This is a genomic window from Sporolactobacillus sp. BBK16-2, assembly GCF_059878335.1.
On record NZ_CM187611.1, the window covers coordinates 3,058,875 to 3,079,749 of the forward strand.

Sequence of the window (20,875 nt, forward strand, 5' to 3'; positions counted from 1 at the left end):
CTCGGCCCTACCGCGCTACCGCTTGGTGTCCTTGATTTCCAGTTAACGGATATTTCCATTAGCTGGAAATCAAGGCTATTTTTCTGCCTACAATTATTTTACTCCTACAACGATGTCTGTAAGGAATAATCCTAACAATAGAGCAGACTATAGTTAGTCAAATTTCACGGTCATTTGTGGATTTTTTCAAATCGAATAGTTTAATCCCGAAACATACGTAATTTTAAAGGGCGTTTCGCAGTCAATAGACTTTTGAAACGCCCTCTTCTTATTACCATCTTTATTGGACACTATTAAATTCAGTCATTCTGAGCAGCAAAAACTTTACCGAGGGTGGTCAATAATTCTGGCATATCCATTTTCTGAGTAACGACCTCGACAAATCGCAAAATATCCGGTGATTCAGCAATGTCCTTAAGGGCATCAGCAAGTTCGCATTCTGTATTCGTTTTGTAGCTTTTAAAATTCTTGTTTCCACCGAGAGCAGCAGGGATATCTGCATAGCGCCACATTTTAATATCATTGTATGGAGCTTCAGGTCCGTGGATTGAGCGTTCAACAGTATAGCCGTCATTATTGATCACGAAAATGATCGGATGAAGATTTTCGCGTAACATGGTCGAAATTTCCTGAAAAGTTAATTGAAATGCACCGTCACCAATCAGCAAAAGATTACGTCGTGATAGATCAGCCAGCTGTGTGCCGAGTGTCGCTGGCAATGTATAGCCGATTGATCCCCATAGCGGCTGTCCAATATAGGTAACATTTTCTTTAAGAGGGACCGTCTGAGCACCAAAAAATGAAGTGCCTTGATCAGCAACAACCACATCATCTTTCTGGATGAAAAGTCGAATCATTTCCCAGAAACGTTTCTGTGTCAGCGCCTGATTCTCTTCTACATAGAAAGGCTCTACTCTCTGCTGCTTTGTAACTGGAATAATATTCAGATCCGGAAAATCATGTTTTTTTAGAATTCCTGCCAATTGATTGAGCGATTCATCCATAGGTATTTTTGAAAAAGTTCTATTCAAATAGTTTACATTCTTGGGTGATATGTGGATGACAACATTCTCATTGAAGCCTTGTGAGAAACCACCGGTAATCGAATCGGTGAACTTAACCCCAATACTTAGAATACAGTCTGCGTGATCAATCCGATTTCGTAAATAATCGGGACTTGTTTTTCCACTATAGACGCCAATAAATTGAGGATGTTCTTCATTAAAGACACCTTTTCCCATGCTCAGTGTTGCTATAGGGAAACCAGTCGCTTCCACAAATTTTTTCAATGCTTCTTGAGCATGAAACCGGGAAACTTGATAGTCGGCCAAAATGACTGGTGACTTTGCCTTCTCAATTACAGGAACAAGTGTTTCGAGCATTTCGCTAATCGTATGGGCGGATGCTGCGGGTTCTTCTTTAAGCAAAGGTTCTTTTGGCTGCTCCGCCGGAAGTGCATGTATATCTACCGGAAGATTAATATAAACCGGTGCCTTTTCGTACCAGCAAACTCTTAGTACCCGGTCAATTTCTTCTGTTGCATTCTTTGCTGTTAGTGTTGTCTGGGCGGCAGTGACTTCCTTATACATTTTCGAAAAATGATTAAATTCACCATCACCTAATGTATGGTGAACAAGACGACCTTCTTCTGCAATCTTTGATGCAGGAGATCCTGTAATCTTAACCACTGGCACCTGTTCAGCTCGTGAACCTGCAATTCCGTTCACAGCACTTAATTCACCAACGCCGAACGTAGTTACCAGTGCGGAAATTCCGTGTATGCGCGCATATCCATCTGCAGCATAAGCTGCGTTCAATTCGTTGCAGTTTCCTACCCAGTCAAGTGCCGGATGCTCAATGATTGTATCAAGAAATGAAAGATTGTAATCCCCGGGCACACCAAAAATGTGTCGAATGCCGAGCTCACCTAGTGCATCGTAGCTACCATATTAATTTTAATTTTCTACCGTAAGTTTAGGGTACAGCGAGTGTAGCTTGGTACGGGCATCGGCTGTGGTAAATTGCCATTTGATCGCAATCAACTGACGATTACGATCGTCGCACCAAGCATTTAATTCTCGATCCAGTTCTTCAATAGTCGGTATTCTGCGGTTTAAGCATTGCTTTGAAAAGAGATTCAAGCCAATTTCAGCCATATTCAACCAACTGCCATGTTTCGGGGTATAGTGAATGTCCAGCTTATCCAGAATTCGTTTTGCTTCGGCTGGTGGATACTTCTTATACAACGAACCGATGCGGTGCGTGTTCAGATTGTCCATGACCAAGATTATTTTCTCGGCTTTCGGATACAAATCATCGACTAAGTGATGCACCACTTCGGCAAAGTCCACTGCTGTTCGAGTTGGTCTGACATCGACATATTGTTTACCGGTCAACGGCTCGATCAGTCCAAAGATCGAACAGTACCCTTTACGTTCATATTCATAGTCAACTTTGCGAGGACTTTTGTTTCGGATCGGTAAGGGCTGAACTTTATCAGCATGCATCATGTAGGGCTTTTCGTCCAGACAGATTAACGGCTTCTGGGGATCGTACGGGCATGAATAGACGTCCAGCACATCTTCCATATGAGCTACGAATTCGGCGTCTTGTTTTTTGGGGATTGCCCAGTAGTCATCGCGGTGAGGCTTAAGTTCGTTTTTTTTAACATCCGGCCGATCGCGTCTTTTTTCACGGGGTTATCCAAGATGACTTTGCATTCCTGTTCCAACAGTCGTAATGACCAGTGCGAATAGCCTTCGGGCGCAGGCCCGCAAGCGAGTTTGATTATTTTTGCTTCGGCTTCACCATCGATTTTTTGGTGTGAGTGATTTGAGCCCTCACCGCGTTTAAAGGTTAGGGCTTCATCAAGGCTGTTGTTCACAAAAAGCCGGACCACATGGGCCACGGTCGAGGGGGCAACACGGTTATACTTCGCAATTTCTTTACGTTGGAGCATTTCTCCGTGATTGATGTCGGCATCCAGTAAAATCTGGCTGCGTTTCTTAATGGTTTGATTGGTCGTCTTGTCTTTCAAGATGTTCTCTAGCCGAGTCACTTCGTCATCAGTTAAAGCAACAATGTATTTTATGGGACGCATTATTTCACCTTTTTAAATAGATTCTACCAAAAAAGGGAAATCATCACAATAAATTTTGAAATCTTAGCTACGATGCACTAGCTTTTCTTGTACTAATAATTCGACAAAACCAGTCAGTAAATCAATGTTTTTTATATGTTCAGCAAGCCCTATTTATTAAACTCTGGCTACCATAACTAGAGCTTTTTTGTATTTTGAAAACCTTAGGCTATGCCAAGGGTTTTGAAGAGCTTTAAGCGATGTATCACAAAAAGCCTCTCTTCATGTCATGTTACGATAAATTTTGGTTCGCGAACCAAAATTATCAGACAAGGGGAGACTTTTTTATGCCCTCTGAGGTTAACAATTTAGCACATACACGCGAGATGTCCCCCCAAAAAAAACAAAGGATTATAATATCAGATTTTGTCCGGATGATAACTAAAACTGGCATTTTTCGGCCAAGTGTTACGTCAAATGATGGGCAGTCACCATCCTCACTTGGATTTTTATTCATAAGTGTTAGACAAATAATTTCATTTCAAAGTGGTTCAAAAATTTAAGGAACGATAATTAATGAAAATAAATGATATATAATAAAAAGTAATGAAAATAAATGATTGTAACCGGATACACTTTGTGATAAACTCTGTTTGTAGTTGAATGAAGGAGGAATTGTTTATGAAATTAGCAACTAGGATTAATTCGTTTTTACCTGTGAATGACAATGATTTAGCAAAAGTGTTTGGTGAATTTAAGAATCTTGGATTAGGATATGTTGATTTAAATTATCCTGAACATGTCCAAAATTATTCTGCAGCTGAAATGACAACGCTGTTAAAAGGAAGTGATTTGAAGTTAAATGGAGTAGCCTTAAGATTTAAAAAAGATTTTATAAATGGTGAACTTGGAAACTTTGACAAGAAAATTTCAGAAAGCGCATTAACTTTATGTAAAAATGCTGTTGATTATTGCCGTGAGGCAGGAGGGAAAATAGTTACAATTTGGATGGCACATGATGGATTTGATTATAGTTTTCAAATTGATTACGCAAAAGTGTGGAATCAATTGAAAGATGCGCTTACTCAGATTGCAGATTATGCACCAGACTTAAAAATAAGTCTCGAGTACAAACCCTTCCAGCCTAGAGCATATGCTTATGTGGACAGCATGGGTTTAACTGGAATGATGCTTAATGATATTGACAGAAAAAACGTTGGGGTAACACTAGATTATTGTCACATGCTTATGAAACATGAGAATCCTGCTTTTGCTGTAGATATATTTGGTAGTCGTAATAAATTATTCGGAATTCATTTGAACGACGGTTATGGGTTAAATGATGATGGACTAATGATAGGGACTGCGACACCTTTTAAAACGCTTGAATTCCTTTATTATCTTAAAAAGCATAATTATGATGGCGTTATTTACTTTGATACGTTTCCTGTTATTGAGAATGCAACAAAAGAATGCAAACAGAACATCGAAATGATTACTTTTATGAATGATTTACTCGATGATTTAGGATCAGATTATATTCAATCCATCATTGACAATAATGACGCAATTAAAGCAAATCAGTTAATGATGCAATTGTTTAAAGCTAATAAAAAATGATTTTAATCTAAAAAAAGGAAGTGGTTATAATGGATTTTAAATTAGCAGCAAAAGAAATTCTTGAAAAAGTTGGTGGTGTAGAAAATGTTTTGAATATGACTCACTGCGCTACACGATTACGGTTAAACTTGAAAGATCACTCGAAAGTTGATGATGAAGCTGTAAAAGACATTAATGGTGTAATTAATGTTGTTAATAAAGCTGGACAATATCAAATCCTAGTCGGAACAGAAGTACCAAAACTTTATGATGAATTTGAAAGCTTAGTGAAAGGTGACGCAAATAACCAAATTGACAGTGGCTCAGAAAGTACAGGTAGTATAATCGGTAATATTTTTTCAGCTATTTCAGCCATATTTGCACCGCTTCTTCCAGCTTTAGCTGGTTCAGGTATCTTAAGAGGTTTGTTGATCTTATTTGTTCAACTGGGCCTTATAAGCGAAAAAAGTGGAACTTATACTATTTTATTTGTTGCATCAATGAGTGTTTTCTATTTCCTGCCTGTTCTTTTAGCATTTACATCTGCAAGAAGATTTGGAGCTAGTCCTTATATCTCAGCGTTGATTGGTGCTGCTTTGTTACATCCGGATTTTATTTCTCTGATGGGGAATACAGGTAATGGAGCTACAACCAATTTTCTTGGGATTCCAGTGGTATTGATGAATTACAATTCAACTGTTGTGCCGGTTATTTTATCTATTTGGGCGTTCTCTTATCTCTATAAATTTCTCGACAAGCATATTACAGAAAATCTTAAATTAGTTGTCGTTCCTCTTGTTTCATTAGCAATAATGATTCCGCTTACAGTTATTGTGATTGGACCAATGGGTGTTTATAGTGGTGAATTTGTTGCGAATATCGTTAACTGGTTAATTGAACGAAGCGGTGTTTTGACCGGTATTGCTATCGGAGGCGGGTGGAGCGTCCTTGTAAGTTTAGGTATTCACTGGGCAGTTAATCCGATTATGATAAACAATGTTTCAACTTATGGATTTGATTACATTGTCCCTTTTACTTTTGCGTGTAACTTTGCTGTTATCGGAACAACAATTGGGGTCTATTTTAAAGCTAGAAATCGAAAATTACGCAGCTTTGCTATGACTGGTCTAGTGACTATTGCTTTATCAGCAATTATCGAACCAACATTGTTCGGACTACTAGTAAAAAACAAAAAATTATTTTTAGCCCAAATCATTGGTGGAGCAGTTGGTGGAGCCTATCTAGGTTTAATGAAGGTAGTAACAAATTCGTTTGTGTTTGGAAGCGTTACCACTTTCCCTGCGTTTGTTGAAAAAAATGCTTCAAATTTCATTCAAGCAATGATTGGTTTGCTTATTTCATTGATCGTTTCAGCAATTCTAGGCTACTTCTTTACGCATAGCGACGAAAAATTTGCTTAATCTAATTACAATTTGTTAGTTTCCTTCACAATTTAATGGGGTGACTCGCATATTGCTATCATTAATTGATAGAACATATTATGCTAAATTCATACATTAAATTGAAGGTGAGAACTCATGATTCCATATGAACGCCAAGAAAAAATATTAGAGATATTAACAGAAAAAGATTTGATTAAAATTGATGAATTACAAACATTAATTTCAGAGGTATCTATTTCTACATTAAGAAGAGATCTCAAAGAATTGGAAAAAATGGGTAGAATAGAGTATTTATTTGGAGGAGCCGTTAAGCTGCTATTAAATACCGGAGAACTTCCTATATCAAAAAAACTTGCTTTGAACCATTCTGAGAAAGAGGATATTGCTGAACTTGCGGAAAAAGAAATTTATGAAGGTGACACAATTTACTTAGATTCTGGTTCAAGCTGTTCATTATTATTAGGGCGGATTCTCAACAAAAAAATAACTGTCTATACGACAAATACAAATATTTTCAGTGTTTCTGGGGAGATTGCGGCTGAAATTATTCTTATTGGAGGGCATTATAATCCAATTATTTCTTCATTAAGTGGTCCATTGGCTGATGAAAACCTTCAAAGTTTATATTTTGATAAAGCTTTTTTAGGAGTAAACGGTATTGATGAAGAAAAGGGTGTCACAACACCAAATGTTGCTGAGGCTATGAAAAAAAGGTTAATTAAAAAAAATTCAAATAAAACTTATCTACTTTGTGATAGTACAAAGTTTCACAAGTTTTCCAATGTAAAAGCGTTCGACTTAAGAAATGTTACTTTAATATCTGACAAGTATGATAAAAAAATAGGCGAATATGTGGAGATACTTACATCTAGTACTAAGAAGGGTGGTTAAAATGCCTCTATTTAAAAAAGTAATCGATGTATATTCCCCAGTAACTGGAAAGCTAAAACCAATTGATAAGGTTTCTGATGAATTATTTTCCAGTAAAACAATGGGAGATGGATTTGCCGTTGAGCCAAGTGATCATATGATTGTATCGCCGATAAAAGGAGAGATAACCTCTATTTTTCCAACAAAGCATGCAATTTCAATTAAAACTAAAGGGAATTTAGAAGTGTTACTTCATATTGGGATAGATACTGTTGAGCTAAAAGGAACTGGATTTCATTTAGCTGTAGAAAAAGGGGATAAAGTGACATTTAAAACAAAAATTGCAGATGTTGATTTTGATTATTTAAAATTAAAAGAGAAAGTTACGGATGTAATGGTTATATTCACTAATCTAGAAAGCAGAAAAATGGTCGCTAATAGTGGTGATGTATCTGCGGGCCAGAAAATAGGTAGTGTTCTGTAGTAAGGATTTACTATTGTTATGAATTTTTCTTTTATCAAGATTGGGGTGATCGTCATGTCAAACATTTTAATTTGTCCTTCGATGATGTGCGCAAATTATGCGAGTTTAGAAAAAGAAGTTCACGAACTTGATTTGGCAGGAACTGATATTTTTCATATAGACATCATGGACGGTGAATTTGTACCAAATTTTGGGATGGGATTGCAAGATTTTGAAATGATTAGGCGGTCGACAAGAAAATTAGTTGATGTGCATCTAATGATTTCAAATCCATGTAAGTATGTAGATTTATTTGCTGACATGGGAGCGAATATTATTTATTTTCACCCTGAAGCAGATTTACACCCTGCTAGAACTTTAGATAAAATTAGGAATAAAGGAAAAAAATCAGGGATTGCAATAAACCCTGGTACTTCAATTAATACAATTTCTGAGTTGTTACCTTTAGTAGACTATATACTTATTATGACTGTTAATCCTGGTTTTTCAGGACAAAAATATTTGAAGTATGTGGATAAAAAAATTAGTGAATTAGTAGATTTGAAAAATGATTTTAATTTTGAAATTGTTGTTGACGGCGCTATTTCTTCAGAAAGAATAAAAATATTGAGTAGACAGGGTGTTAAAGGCTTTGTGCTTGGAACTTCAGCACTTTTCGGTAAAGACAGATCGTATGCGAATTTAATCACAGAATATAAATCATTTAGCAAGTAAATGTATTTAGAAAAAGGAGGAATTAAAATGAAACTGGCTATTGGTTGTGATCATGTGGGTTTAGATTTAAAGCCGGACATTATTTCTTACGTTAAAGAATTAGGACATGAAATTACAGATTTTGGAACAAATACAAATGTTCGAACAGATTACCCTAAATATGCAAAGAAAGTTGCGGAAGCTGTGGTATCTGGGGATTATGATAGAGGAATTTTAATTTGCGGCACAGGCGTAGGAATTTCAATTGCAGCTAATAAAGTCAAAGGCATTCGAGCAGTAGTGTGTAGTGAACCTTATTCAGCTAAGCTCTCAAAGGAACATAATAATACAAACATTCTTGCGTTCGGTTCTCGTGTTGTCGGCACAGAATTAGCAAAAATGATTGTTAAAGAGTGGCTGGATGCGGAATTTGAAGGCGGTCGACATGCTAAACGAGTATCAATGATTGATAATCTTGAAGTTGATGGTAAATTTCAATAAAGTTGGTTGCACCATCAATATAGTAACGAATTAAGTTCTACAAGGAGAGCTTTCAATATCAAAACACTTGATATTGAAAGCTTATTTGTGCTGTTAATTCTGCTTTCTCACTAACTCTATTCAGGACATTCAGCCAATCTATATCATAAACTGATATCTTCTTTTCTTAAGAATATTTTCAAAACCCATTTTTTTACATTTTTTATTTATTGAATTTGATTGTCAACATTATTTAGCCCATCGTTTAAAAGAACAATATTTTATTTTAAATTTTCTTTATCTTCTGCTATTGCTTTATTATAGTTATCTTTTATAATAATGCGATCCTTTTTATTGCCTTATTTGAAGGGAAATATGCGGATTACCTAGTGCATCGTAGCCAGGATTTTGAAATTAATTGTAATACTTTTCCTTTTTTGATAGAATCTATTTAAAAAGGTGAAATGATGCGTCCCATAAAATACGTTGTTGCTTTAACTGACGACGAAGTAACTCGGCTAGAGAAAATCTTGAAAGACAAGACGACCAATCAAACCATTAAGAAACGCAGCCAGATTTTACTGGATGCCGACATCAATCATGGAGAAACGCTCCAACGTAAAGAAATTGCGAAGTACAACCGTGTTGCCCCCTCGACCGTGGCTCATGTGGTCCGGCTTTTTGTGAACGACAGCCTTGATGAAGCCCTAACCTTTAAACGTGGGGAGGGCTCAAATCACTCACACCAAAAAATTGATGGTGAAGCCAAAGCAAAAATTATCAAACTCGCTTGTGGGCCTGCGCCCGAAGGCTATTCGCACTGGTCATTACGACTATTGGAACAGGAATGCAAAGTCATCTTGGATGTCCCCGTGAAAAAAGACGCGATCGGTCGCATGTTAAAAAAAATGAACTTAAGCCTCACCGCGATGACTACTGGGCAATTCCCAAAAAACAAGACGCCGAATTCGTAGCTCATATGGAAGATGTGCTGGATGTCTATTCGCGCCCGCACGATCCACAAAAGCCGTTAATCTGTCTAGACGAAAAACCTTACATGATGCATGGCGATAAAGTTCAACCCCTACCGATCCGAAGCAAAAGTCCTCGCAAAGTCGACTATGAATATGAACGTAGGGGTTATTGTTCAATCTTCGGGATCATTGCACCCTTGACCGGCAAGCAATATGTCGATGTCAGACCAACCCGGACGGCAGTGGACTTTGCCGAAGTAGTCCATCACTTAGTCGACGATTTGTATCCGCAAGCAGAGAAAATCGTCTTAGTGATGGATAATCTGAACACACATCGCATCGGTTCGTTGTATAAGAAGTATCCGCCGGCAGAAGCCAAACGAATTCTGGATAAGCTGGACATTCACTATACTCCGAAACACGGCAGTTGGTTGAATATGGCTGAAATTGGCTTGAATCTCTTTTCAAAGCAATGCTTAAACCGCAGAATACCGACCATTAAAGAACTGGATCGGGAGCTAAATGCTTGGTGCGACGATCGTAATCGTCAGTCGATTGCGATCAAATGGCAATTTACCACAGCCGATGCCCGTACCAAGCTACACTCGCTGTACCCTAAACTTACGGTAGAAAATTAAAATTAATATGGTAGCTACGATGCACTAGTCTGTCGACTAAATAACGTCCAATCGTGTACGTTGTACTCATTTCTTCCGATCGCCTCACTTTTAATTATAAAAATAATCTTTGATGAAAGATTATTAGGTCAATATTGTTGACCTTTATAGGAAGTATAGTCTGGGGCGCCCAATAAGTCAACCATGTTGTCCTATTTAAAAATTGAGTGAGACATTGGTCCTTATTTTATGCTATACTACTAGGTCAGAACGAAAGGAGTTAGAAAAACGTGAATGAGGAAGAACAGCAGCTGAATAAGGTTCTTATGCTATTCTATTTCGGATATCGAACTTTTACTGAGAAACCGGACCAAATAATTGAAAAATATGGTATACAGCGTGTGCACCATCGCATTCTTTATTTTATTGCTCAGGTCCCAGGGATAACCGTGAACGATCTTCTTTCGATCCTCGAGGTTTCAAAGCAAGCGCTTAATGCACCGCTCAGAGTGTTATCGGAAAAAAATCTGATTACGATGGTTCAGGCGGATTATGATAAACGCTACAAACTGCTCTATCTGACGGAACAAGGCAAGCAGCTTGAAAGCAAACTTAGTCATGTGCAAAGAGAGCAGATGAAGACAATCTTTAATTCTCTCGGACCTAATTATCAAGAAGCGTGGATTGATGTCATGAACGCCCTTGCAAAAGTCCGTCCGGGGCAGCAGCAATTTAATGCACAATTTAAAAGTAGAGCTATTGATCAAACTCAAGGCAAAACTCACTAATGGACACTATAGGTATGCTTAGAGCGCACTATTCTCCGTGCGAGCAATCCGTTCACTATCGCTTTAACGCCACAATACGAGACTCTCACTTAGTGAAGATTGCCTGGTTATCGGTGCTGTCTTTTACATTTTGAGCATTAAACGAGGTGTGTTCGTTGAATAAAAATAGGGAACCTGGACGAAGGAAGATTTCCTTAAAAATCACTATTTAAATTTAACAACAGAATCTTAGAAAAACCGGACAAAAAGCCCTCGGTGCATACTTCCGCAGAATGCGGTGCATACAGGATGTACTCTCACAGGATCACAGGATGTGATGGCTTTTGCGTTGCATACAGGACGTATGCGTATTTAACGAAAGCTCCTTTACACTTGCGAAGGTTCCCTTACATATGAAAGCTCCTTCATCCTACCTCTGTTTCATTAAGCATTCTGGTCCTTCATTAGTTAACGGGTATAATAAGCGGAGATTTTCCGGTTATATGCACCATGGGGCTTGTTTCGCCGGTAAATAAGGGTAATTTTTCCGGTTATGCAAAGAAAAAACGTCCATTTTCACGTTTTTCGATTTAATAAGCGGAATTTCTCCGTCTATTTAAGCTATTTTTTCGTTCATTTTCTAATTAAGCGGAGTTTTTCCCTCTATTTATCAGATTAGGCACTTAACTGATCGCCCAACCGATAAGTGCGGATTGGGAATAAGCAACGTATCACCTTATCGTCGTACCAGTGGGGCAAGCTCTTAAACCTTGTACATACATGTAAAAGCAAAAACACGCACCTCTCAAAATTGAGAAATGCGTGTTTTTCCATTGCCTGGCAGTGACCTACTCTCACAGGGGGACAGCCCCCAATTACCATCGGCACAGAAGAGCTTAACGACCGTGTTCGGGATGGGAACGGGTGTGACCTCTTCGCTATGACCGCCAGACTTCCGGCTCGCATGAGCCTTCAAAACCGGTAACGAAAGCAATCGAAACAAAACAAGTGAATCCAAGTTCTTCTGGGTTAAGCCCTCGACCGATTAGTATCTGTCCGCTGCACACCTCACGGTGCTTCCACTTCAGACCTATCAACCTCATCATCTCTAAGGGGTCTTACTGATTTAAAATCATGGGAAATCTCATCTTGAAGGGGGCTTCATGCTTAGATGCTTTCAGCACTTATCCCGTCCACACATAGCTACCCAGCGTATGCTCCTGGCGGAACAACTGGTACACCAGCGGTGTGTCCATCCCGGTCCTCTCGTACTAAGGACAGCTCTTCTCAAATTTCCTACGCCCGCGACGGATAGGGACCGAACTGTCTCACGACGTTCTGAACCCAGCTCGCGTACCGCTTTAATGGGCGAACAGCCCAACCCTTGGGACCTACTTCAGCCCCAGGATGCGATGAGCCGACATCGAGGTGCCAAACCTCCCCGTCGATGTGAACTCTTGGGGGAGATAAGCCTGTTATCCCCAGGGTAGCTTTTATCCGTTGAGCGATGGCCCTTCCATGCGGTGCCACCGGATCACTAAGCCCGACTTTCGTCCCTGCTCGACTTGTAGGTCTCGCAGTCAAGCTCCCTTGTGCCTTTACACTCTGCGAATGATTTCCAACCATTCTGAGGGAACCTTTGGGCGCCTCCGTTACCTTTTAGGAGGCGACCGCCCCAGTCAAACTGCCCGCCTGACACTGTCTCCGAACCGGATCACGGTTCAGGGTTAGAATGTCGATATCGTCAGGGCAGTATCCCACCGATGCCTCCACCGAACCTAGCGGTCCGGTTTCCAAGGCTCCTGCCTATCCTGTACAAACGATACCCACATCCAATATCAAGCTGCAGTAAAGCTCCATGGGGTCTTTCCGTCCTGTCGCGGGTAACCTGCATCTTCACAGGTACTATAATTTCACCGGGTCTCTCGTTGAGACAGTATCCAAATCGTTACACCTTTCGTGCGGGTCGGAACTTACCCGACAAGGAATTTCGCTACCTTAGGACCGTTATAGTTACGGCCGCCGTTTACTGGGGCTTCAATTCAAAGCTTCTCCCGAAGGATAACCTCTCCTTTTAACCTTCCAGCACCGGGCAGGTGTCAGCCCCTATACATCACCTTACGGTTTAGCAGAAACCTGTGTTTTTGGTAAACAGTCGCTTGGATCTTTTCACTGCGGCTCATCGGACCCGTAGGTCCGACGAGCACCCCTTCTCCCGAAGTTACGGGGTGATTTTGCCGAGTTCCTTAACGAGAGTTCTCCCGAGCGTCTTAGAATTCTCTTCTTGCCCACCTGTGTCGGTTTGGGTACGGGCACCGTTTCACTCGCTAGAGGCTTTTCTTGGCAGTGTAGGATCAGGCGCTTCGGTACTTAAGTTCCCTCCTCATCACCGTTTGGCGGATAGCAGCGGGATTTGCCTCGCTGCCGGCCTCGCGGCTTGAACGCACACTTCCATCCGTGCGCTCGCCTTACCTTCCTGCGTCCCCCCATCACTCAAACGTGAAACGCTGGTACAGGAATATCAACCTGTTGTCCATCGCCTACGCCTTTCGGCCTCGGCTTAGGCCCCGACTAACCCTGAGCGGACGAACCTTCCTCAGGAACCCTTAGGCTTTCGACGGAGAAGATTCTCACTTCTCTTTTCGTTACTCATACCGGCATTCTCACTTCCAAACGCTCCAACATGCCTCACGGCACATCTTCAATGCCCTTGGAACGCTCCCCTACCATGACCTTACGGTCATCCGCGACTTCGGTGCTGTGCTTAGCCCCGTTACATTTTCGGCGCGACGCCACTCGACCAGTGAGCTATTACGCACTCTTTAAATGGTGGCTGCTTCTGAGCCAACATCCTGGTTGTCTGGGCAACGTCACATCCTTTCCCACTTAGCACAAACTTAGGGACCTTAGTCGGCGGTCTGGGCTGTTTCCCTTTCGACGACGGATCTTATCACTCGCCGTCTGACTCCCGGACGTAAGGGCTTGGCATTCGGAGTTTGACTGAACTCGGTAATCCTGTGGGGACCCCTTATTCAATCAGTGCTCTACCTCCAAGTCTCACTCATCCGAGGCTAGCCCTAAAGCTATTTCGGGGAGAACCAGCTATCTCCGTGTTCGATTGGCATTTCACCCCTACCCACACCTCATCCCCGCATTTTTCAACATGCGTGGGTTCGGGCCTCCATTCAGTGTTACCTGAACTTCACCCTGGACATGGGTAGATCACACGGTTTCGGGTCGACAACCCTAAACTCATTCGCCCTATTCAGACTCGCTTTCGCTGCGGCTCCGCCTCTTCAGCTTAACCTTGCTTAGAATCGTCACTCGCCGGTCCATTCTACAAAAGGTACGCTGTCACCCCCCGAAGGGGGCTCCAACTACTTGTAAGCACACGGTTTCAGGATCTCTTTCACTCCCCTTCCGGGGTGCTTTTCACCTTTCCCTCACGGTACTGGTTCACTATCGGTCACTGGGGAGTATTTAGCCTTGGGAGACGGTCCTCCCGGATTCCGACGGGGTTTCTCGTGTCCCGCCGTACTCAGGATCCACTCCGGAGTGCACGTTCCGTCGGCTACAGGGCGTTTGCCTTCTTTGGCCGACCCTTCCAGGTCGTTCGCCTGAAACGTGCATTTCTGACTCCATGTGGAGTGTCCTACAACCCCAAAGAGCAAGCTCTTTGGTTTGGGCTGTTTCCCTTTCGCTCGCCACTACTCAGGAAATCGCATTTGCTTTCTCTTCCTCCGGGTACTGAGATGTTTCAGTTCCCCGGGTCTGCCTTACTCTGCCTATGGATTCAGCAGAGCATCCTATCTGTTCAAGATAGGGGGTTCCCCCATTCGGAAATCTTCGGATCAAAGCTTACTTACAGCTCCCCGAAGCGTATCGGCGTTCGTTCCGTCCTTCATCGGCTCCCAGTGCCAAGGCATCCACCGTGCGCTCTTTAAAACTTAACCACTGACGATGAAAATATTGCTCCTCATCCGCCACATTCATGATTAGTTTCTTGATCGTAAGATCAATTCAATAATCTTCTTGGATGTTTCTTGACTTTCTTTCGTTGCTTTCGTTATCCAGTTTTCAAGGTTCAAGGCTGCCTTTCGGCACGCCGGTGAAGGAATGATTCCTTCAAAACCAAACAAAAGTCCAAGCGCTTCGCTATTGATCGTTTCCTTAGAAAGGAGGTGATCCAGCCGCACCTTCCGATACGGCTACCTTGTTACGACTTCACCCCAATCATTTGTCCCACCTTCGGCGGCTGAGTCCATAAAGGTTCTCGCACCGACTTCGGGTGTTACAAACTCTCGTGGTGTGACGGGCGGTGTGTACAAGGCCCGGGAACGGATTCACCGCGGCATGCTGATCCGCGATTACTAGCAATTCCGGCTTCATGCAGGCGAGTTGCAGCCTGCAATCCGAACTGGGGGTGGCTTTATGGGATTAGCTCGACCTCGCGGTTTCGCTGCCCTTTGTACCACCCATTGTAGCACGTGTGTAGCCCAGATCATAAGGGGCATGATGATTTGACGTCATCCCCACCTTCCTCCGGTTTGTCACCGGCAGTCACCTTAGAGTGCCCAACTGAATGCTGGCAACTAAGATCAAGGGTTGCGCTCGTTGCGGGACTTAACCCAACATCTCACGACACGAGCTGACGACAACCATGCACCACCTGTCACTCTGTCCCCCGAAGGGGAACGGCCTATCTCTAGACTTGTCAGAGGATGTCAAGACCTGGTAAGGTTCTTCGCGTTGCTTCGAATTAAACCACATGCTCCACTGCTTGTGCGGGCCCCCGTCAATTCCTTTGAGTTTCAACCTTGCGGTCGTACTCCCCAGGCGGAATGCTTAATGTGTTAACTTCAGCACTAAGGGTTGGACCCCCTAACACCTAGCATTCATCGTTTACGGCGTGGACTACCAGGGTATCTAATCCTGTTTGCTCCCCACGCTTTCGCGCCTCAGCGTCAGTTACAGACCAGAGAGCCGCCTTCGCCACTGGTATTCCTCCACATATCTACGCATTTCACCGCTACACGTGGAATTCTACTCTCCTCTTCTGTACTCAAGCTTCCCAGTTTCCAATGACCGTTTGCGGTTGAGCCGCAAGATTTCACATCAGACTTAAGAAGCCGCCTGCGCGCGCTTTACGCCCAATAATTCCGGACAACGCTTGCCACCTACGTATTACCGCGGCTGCTGGCACGTAGTTAGCCGTGGCTTTCTGGCCGGATACCGTCACTGCAAGAGCATTTCCTCTCCCGCACGTTCTTCTCCGGCAACAGAGCTTTACGATCCGAAAACCTTCTTCGCTCACGCGGCGTTGCTCCATCAGACTTTCGTCCATTGTGGAAGATTCCCTACTGCTGCCTCCCGTAGGAGTTTGGGCCGTGTCTCAGTCCCAATGTGGCCGATCACCCTCTCAGGTCGGCTATGCATCGCTGTCTTGGTGGGCCGTTACCCCGCCAACTAACTAATGCACCGCGGGCCCATCTGTCAGTGATGGCCGAAACCATCTTTCAGCCCTGCACCATGCGGTGCAGGGGATCATCCGGTATTAGCTGCGGTTTCCCACAGTTATCCCAGTCTGACAGGCAGGTTACCCACGTGTTACTCACCCATCCGCCGCTCACTTCCGGGAGCAAGCTCCCTTCCGTGCGCTCGACTTGCATGTATTAGGCACGCCGCCAGCGTTCGTCCTGAGCCAGGATCAAACTCTCCAAAAAGTGTGTTGCATACTTACTTACTTTATTGTCGTACTTCCAAAGAGTGGAACTTCTGCTAAGGTCGTGCACGTCCTGTGCACAACGCAGAAGTCACCACATCCTGTGGAAGCTCATAAGATCCATAGCAAAATTGAATTGATTATGGGGTTTAAAACCCTTATATCACGCTTGGCTTTTGTTCAGTTTTCAAGGAACATTCATATACATTAAATAATAATGGTGGGCCTGAGTGGACTTGAACCACCGACCTCACGCTTATCAGGCGTGCGCTCTAACCAGCTGAGCTACAGGCCCATTACAATAATGGAGCGGGTGATGGGAATCGAACCCACGACCAGAGCTTGGAAGGCTCTTGTTTTACCACTAAACTACACCCGCATATATGGTCGGGAAGACAGGATTTGAACCTGCGACCCTCTGGTCCCAAACCAGATGCTCTACCAAGCTGAGCCACTTCCCGACAATGGTGCGCCCTAGAGAAGTCGAATCCCCAACCTTCTGATCCGTAGTCAGACGCTCTATCCAATTGAGCTAAGGGCGCAAAATAATATGGTGCGGTCGAGAGGACTCGAACCTCCACGAAGTTGCCTCCACTAGCCCCTCAAGCTAGCGCGTCTGCCATTCCGCCACGACCGCATATTCAATTAATTGGTGCGGGTGAAGGGACTCGAACCCCCACGTTGGAAAACACTAGATCCTAAATCTAGCGCGTCTGCCAATTCCGCCACACCCGCATAAAATGAGCCACGAAGGATTTGAACCTTCGACCCTCTGATTAAAAGTCAGATGCTCTACCCCTGAGCTAGTGGCTCATGTGGCTGGCCCAGCTGGATTCGAACCAGCGCATGACGGCACCAAAAACCGTTGCCTTACCGCTTGGCTATGGGCCAAAAACAATTATGTATAGGAACACATATCGTTTTCTTTTATCAACTAATTAATAAATGGCGGATCCGAGCGGATTTGAACCGCCGATCTCCTGCGTGACAGGCAGGCATGTTAACCCCTACACCACGGATCCTCAAATAATTCTTATTATAAATGGTGACCCGTACGGGATTCGAACCCATGAACCCACCGTGAAAGGGTGGTGTCTTAACCACTTGACGAACGGGCCATAAAATGGCGGAGAAGGAGGGATTCGAACCCTCGCACGATTTACACCGTCTACTCCCTTAGCAGGGGAGCCCCTTCAGCCGACTTGGGTACTTCTCCATGGCTCCACAGGTAGGATTCGAACCTACGACCGATCGGTTAACAGCCGATTGCTCTACCACTGAGCTACTGTGGAATAAGTGGTTCAAAAAAACAAATGCATATGCTATTCTACACTGTGTTCATTCACTTGTCAACAAGGTTTTGAGCGACACAATCGCTTGTCCTTTTGACGACTTAAATAATTTAACACAGATTAACATCCCACGTCAACCCTATTTTTAATCTTATTTAAAATTGATTGATACGTGTCTTGCTGAGCAATTGAAGTGTACCGCCGCATGCACCGCAAACATAGCGTGCAGTATCTAATTTTCTCTTACGATAAAAGTTTGTTTCACATGCGGAACATTGATAATGATAACGAACGCCCGAACCATTGCGCGTGTTAGGAATTGCCTCGCAAAACCTTGAACCGCCCACCCTTGCCAGCAACGTGCGGAAATCGGCATCCCTATGACGATAACCCATACCAAGCAGATGGAGATGGTAATGACACAATTCATGTTTAATGATTTTCAAAAAGGCTTCTAATCCAAAATAGTTGAGCTGACGGGCATTGAATTCGAGCCGGTGCGAGTTCAGCAAATAACGTCCACCGGTTGTTCGAAGCCTTGAGTTAAAAATCGCCTGATGACGAAAAGGACGATGAAAGCTCTCCATCGATACCTGTTCTACAAGCTTTTGAAGTTCTTCATCAGTCATGACCTCACCTCCACGGGTCATCAATTCTGCATTTATTTGTTGGGAGCTACCATTGTTAATGAGATACGTCCCTTTTCTGCGTCCACTTGTTCCACCCAAACGGTGACTATTTCACCAACACGAACAACGTCAAGCGGATGGCGAACAAAGCGTGAGGCAAGCTTTGACAGGTGAACCAGACCGTCCTGTTTCACTCCAATATCAACAAATGCACCGAAATCCACAACATTACGAACCGTTCCTTCCAGCTGCATACCCGGCTTCAAATCGTCCATCTTTAGAACATCGGTCTTCAACAGTGGTTTTTTCAGGTCATCGCGTGGATCGCGACCTGGCCGAATCAGTGCCTCGATCATATCGCGCAAGGTCGGTTCGCCAACAGAGAGTTCATTGGCAGTTCGTGTCACATCCAATGCCCGCAATTTGTCAATCAGATCCTCAGTTCCGATTTTGTCGGCATCGCAGTCTGCTTTTTTGAGCAAATCTCCTGCAACATTATAGCTTTCCGGATGAATCGGCGTATTATCCAACGGATTTTTTCCTCCGCTGATCCGCAAAAATCCTGCCGATTGTTCGAAAGCACGTGCGCCAAGCCTCGGAACCTTTTTCAGTTGAAGCCGGCTTTCAAATTTGCCGAGCTTCTCCCGTTCTGCAACTACGTTACTTGCTACCGTTTTCGACAGTCCAGCAACATATTGAAGCAGCTGAGGCGAAGCTGTGTTAATGTTAACGCCTACCTGATTCACAACCGTCTCTACGACAAATTGGAGCGATTTTGCTAATTCTCGCTGTGACACGTCATGCTGGTATTCACCGACCCCAACAGATTTTGGATCGACCTTTACAAGTTCCGCAAGCGGGTCTTGAAGTCTTCGCGCAATGGACACGGCACTGCGTTCTTCAACATGCAGATCCGGAAATTCTTCGCGTGCAAGTGCAGAAGCAGAATAAACGCTTGCGCCTGCTTCATTAACAATCATATAAAAAAGTTTATGATCGGACACTTGTTTCAGTGTCTCGGCAATGAATGCTTCAGTCTCACGTGATGCCGTGCCGTTGCCAATCGCAACCATGTCGATATGATAGCGCTCAACCAGTTCCAGAACCTTTTTCCTGGCCCCTTTGATATCCGACTTAGGCGGTGTTGGATAAATAAGCGAAATGTCCAGTACTTTGCCGGTCGGATCGACAACAGCAAGCTTGCAGCCAGTGCGATAGGCAGGATCGACGCCGAGTACTGTCCGCTCCTTCAGCGGCGGCTGAAGAAGCAGGCCGCGAAGATTTTCTGCGAAGATATGAATCGCCTGCTGCTCAGCCTTTTCTGTCAATGCCTGTCTCAGCTCTCGCTCAACGGACGGTGCAATTAATCGCTTGTAGGCATCTTCGGCACATGTATCCAGCAGCTCCTCTGCCGTCGTTTGCTTCCCGGGATTCAATGCACGTTTGATCGCAGGGAGGATCGATCCTTCAGGTGCTTCTACAGATACCTTGAGTATCTCTTCTTTTTCCCCGCGATTAATCGCTAAAATCCGGTGAGGAACAAGTGTTTTTATCCGCTCTTCGTAGGCATAGTAATTGGCATACACATTCTTCTCATCAAGTTCCCGGTGCTTCACCTGGACATGAATCATTCCCTGTTCAGCCGTTCGCTTGCGTGCCAGCGCACGCAATTCGGCACGTTCCGCAAGGCGTTCGGCAATAATATCCAGTGCTCCTTGTAATGCTTCCTCAGCTGAAGCAACTTGAAGCTGCTCGGAAACAAACTGTTCGGCAAAGGGCTCCACAGGATCAGAAGGCAAGCGCATCAGCCAATCAGCTAATGGCTCCAGTCCTTTTTCCTTTGCAATAGACGCACGTGTACGCCGTTTCTGTCGATAAGGAAGATAAAGATCTTCTATTTCCTGCAAAGTCAATGCCCGATTAACCTTCTGTTTGAGCGCATCAGTCAATTTGCCTTGCTCTTCAATCCGGTTAATGACTTCGATCTTGCGTTTATCTAATTGCTTGCTGTATGTATAGGAATCTTGTATTTTTTCAATTTGAACTTCATCCAGCCCACCGGTCATTTCTTTCCGATAGCGTGCGATAAAAGGTATGGTATTGTCATCCTCCAGGAGTTCAATGGTGCGTGCTACCTGTGGCGCAGAAATATTCAGCTTTTTTGCTATATGTAAAACAACTTCGTCCATTATAATCGTCCCCTTCCCATCTATCATATCAGAAAACAGATTTGTTCGTCTGAGTAAACAGAATAGGTAAAACAAAA

General features: G+C 43.4%; 12 protein-coding genes, 12 tRNA genes, 3 rRNA genes and 1 pseudogene. 8 read left to right on the top strand and 20 right to left on the bottom strand.

What is annotated here, in order from left to right:
- Positions 1-299: 299 nt before the first annotated feature.
- The 3 genes and pseudogenes from AC6F33_RS15185 to AC6F33_RS15195 form a co-directional block, all read right to left on the bottom strand.
- Positions 300-1,937: pseudogene (locus tag AC6F33_RS15185) on the bottom strand (alpha-keto acid decarboxylase family protein); the annotation flags it as partial.
- 18 nt (positions 1,938-1,955) lie between these two features.
- On the bottom strand, positions 1,956-2,624 hold the full coding sequence (locus AC6F33_RS15190) for an IS630 family transposase (RefSeq protein WP_500778170.1): 669 nt from the start codon (positions 2,622-2,624) through the stop codon (positions 1,956-1,958).
- On the bottom strand, positions 2,594-3,100 hold the full coding sequence (locus AC6F33_RS15195; RefSeq protein ID WP_500777367.1) for a transposase: 507 nt from the start codon (positions 3,098-3,100) through the stop codon (positions 2,594-2,596). Before AC6F33_RS15195 ends, AC6F33_RS15190 begins: the two co-directional genes overlap by 31 nt.
- A 660-nt stretch (positions 3,101-3,760) precedes the next feature.
- Here AC6F33_RS15195 and AC6F33_RS15200 point away from each other — a divergent pair.
- The 8 genes from AC6F33_RS15200 to AC6F33_RS15235 all read left to right on the top strand — a co-directional run bounded on the left by AC6F33_RS15200 (position 3,761) and on the right by AC6F33_RS15235 (position 10,987).
- On the top strand, positions 3,761-4,699 hold the full coding sequence (locus AC6F33_RS15200; protein ID WP_500777391.1) for a sugar phosphate isomerase/epimerase family protein: 939 nt from the start codon (positions 3,761-3,763) through the stop codon (positions 4,697-4,699).
- Between the two features lie 29 nt (positions 4,700-4,728).
- Positions 4,729-6,099 (top strand): PTS transporter subunit EIIC, encoded by a 1,371-nt coding sequence (locus AC6F33_RS15205; protein WP_500777392.1) that lies wholly within the window; start codon positions 4,729-4,731, stop codon positions 6,097-6,099.
- A 117-nt stretch (positions 6,100-6,216) separates the two neighbouring features.
- Positions 6,217-6,972, top strand: a complete 756-nt coding sequence (locus AC6F33_RS15210; RefSeq protein WP_500777393.1) for a DeoR/GlpR family DNA-binding transcription regulator — start codon at positions 6,217-6,219, stop codon at positions 6,970-6,972.
- A gap of 1 nt (position 6,973) precedes the next feature.
- Entirely contained in the window at positions 6,974-7,435 is a 462-nt protein-coding gene (locus AC6F33_RS15215) for a PTS sugar transporter subunit IIA (protein WP_500777394.1), read from the top strand.
- Between the two features lie 54 nt (positions 7,436-7,489).
- Positions 7,490-8,149 carry a ribulose-phosphate 3-epimerase gene (rpe, locus tag AC6F33_RS15220; RefSeq protein ID WP_500777395.1) on the top strand — a complete coding sequence of 220 codons (660 nt, stop codon included), beginning with the start codon at positions 7,490-7,492 and terminating at the stop codon, positions 8,147-8,149.
- A gap of 27 nt (positions 8,150-8,176) precedes the next feature.
- A complete protein-coding gene (gene rpiB / locus AC6F33_RS15225) occupies positions 8,177-8,629 on the top strand; it encodes a ribose 5-phosphate isomerase B (RefSeq protein WP_500777396.1) in 453 nt (150 codons plus the stop codon).
- 826 nt (positions 8,630-9,455) lie between these two features.
- Entirely contained in the window at positions 9,456-10,220 is a 765-nt protein-coding gene (locus AC6F33_RS15230; protein WP_500777397.1) for an IS630 family transposase, read from the top strand.
- 305 nt (positions 10,221-10,525) lie between these two features.
- Positions 10,526-10,987, top strand: a complete 462-nt coding sequence (locus AC6F33_RS15235) for a MarR family winged helix-turn-helix transcriptional regulator (protein WP_255748421.1) — start codon at positions 10,526-10,528, stop codon at positions 10,985-10,987.
- 814 nt (positions 10,988-11,801) lie between these two features.
- On the opposite strand, the gene rrf is transcribed toward AC6F33_RS15235, so the two are convergent.
- The 17 genes from rrf to AC6F33_RS15320 all read right to left on the bottom strand — a co-directional run bounded on the left by rrf (position 11,802) and on the right by AC6F33_RS15320 (position 20,798).
- Positions 11,802-11,918 (bottom strand): 5S ribosomal RNA (rrf, locus tag AC6F33_RS15240).
- Between the two features lie 73 nt (positions 11,919-11,991).
- A 23S ribosomal RNA gene (locus AC6F33_RS15245) occupies positions 11,992-14,919 on the bottom strand.
- 221 nt (positions 14,920-15,140) lie between these two features.
- A 16S ribosomal RNA gene (locus AC6F33_RS15250) occupies positions 15,141-16,689 on the bottom strand.
- Together the 16S, 23S and 5S rRNA genes with 12 tRNA genes alongside form the textbook arrangement of a ribosomal RNA operon.
- A 217-nt stretch (positions 16,690-16,906) precedes the next feature.
- Positions 16,907-16,983 (bottom strand) — tRNA-Ile (locus AC6F33_RS15255).
- Between the two features lie 10 nt (positions 16,984-16,993).
- Positions 16,994-17,067, bottom strand: a tRNA-Gly gene (locus AC6F33_RS15260).
- Between the two features lie 5 nt (positions 17,068-17,072).
- A tRNA-Pro gene (locus AC6F33_RS15265) sits at positions 17,073-17,149 on the bottom strand.
- Between the two features lie 4 nt (positions 17,150-17,153).
- Positions 17,154-17,230 (bottom strand) — tRNA-Arg (locus AC6F33_RS15270).
- A 9-nt stretch (positions 17,231-17,239) separates the two neighbouring features.
- A tRNA-Leu gene (locus AC6F33_RS15275) sits at positions 17,240-17,325 on the bottom strand.
- 13 nt (positions 17,326-17,338) lie between these two features.
- A tRNA-Leu gene (locus AC6F33_RS15280) sits at positions 17,339-17,423 on the bottom strand.
- A gap of 6 nt (positions 17,424-17,429) precedes the next feature.
- Positions 17,430-17,501, bottom strand: a tRNA-Lys gene (locus tag AC6F33_RS15285).
- Between the two features lie 3 nt (positions 17,502-17,504).
- Positions 17,505-17,579: transfer RNA gene (locus AC6F33_RS15290), tRNA-Gln, on the bottom strand.
- A gap of 55 nt (positions 17,580-17,634) precedes the next feature.
- Positions 17,635-17,710, bottom strand: a tRNA-Asp gene (locus AC6F33_RS15295).
- Positions 17,711-17,731: 21 nt separating this feature from the next.
- A tRNA-Glu gene (locus AC6F33_RS15300) sits at positions 17,732-17,806 on the bottom strand.
- Positions 17,807-17,812: 6 nt separating this feature from the next.
- Positions 17,813-17,904, bottom strand: a tRNA-Ser gene (locus AC6F33_RS15305).
- Between the two features lies 1 nt (position 17,905).
- Positions 17,906-17,980, bottom strand: a tRNA-Asn gene (locus AC6F33_RS15310).
- Positions 17,981-18,135: 155 nt separating this feature from the next.
- Positions 18,136-18,609, bottom strand: a complete 474-nt coding sequence (locus tag AC6F33_RS15315) for a SprT family protein (RefSeq protein WP_255749056.1) — start codon at positions 18,607-18,609, stop codon at positions 18,136-18,138.
- Between the two features lie 32 nt (positions 18,610-18,641).
- Positions 18,642-20,798, bottom strand: coding sequence for a Tex family protein (locus AC6F33_RS15320; RefSeq protein WP_500777398.1), 2,157 nt, complete (start codon positions 20,796-20,798; stop codon positions 18,642-18,644).
- Positions 20,799-20,875: the final 77 nt, after the last annotated feature.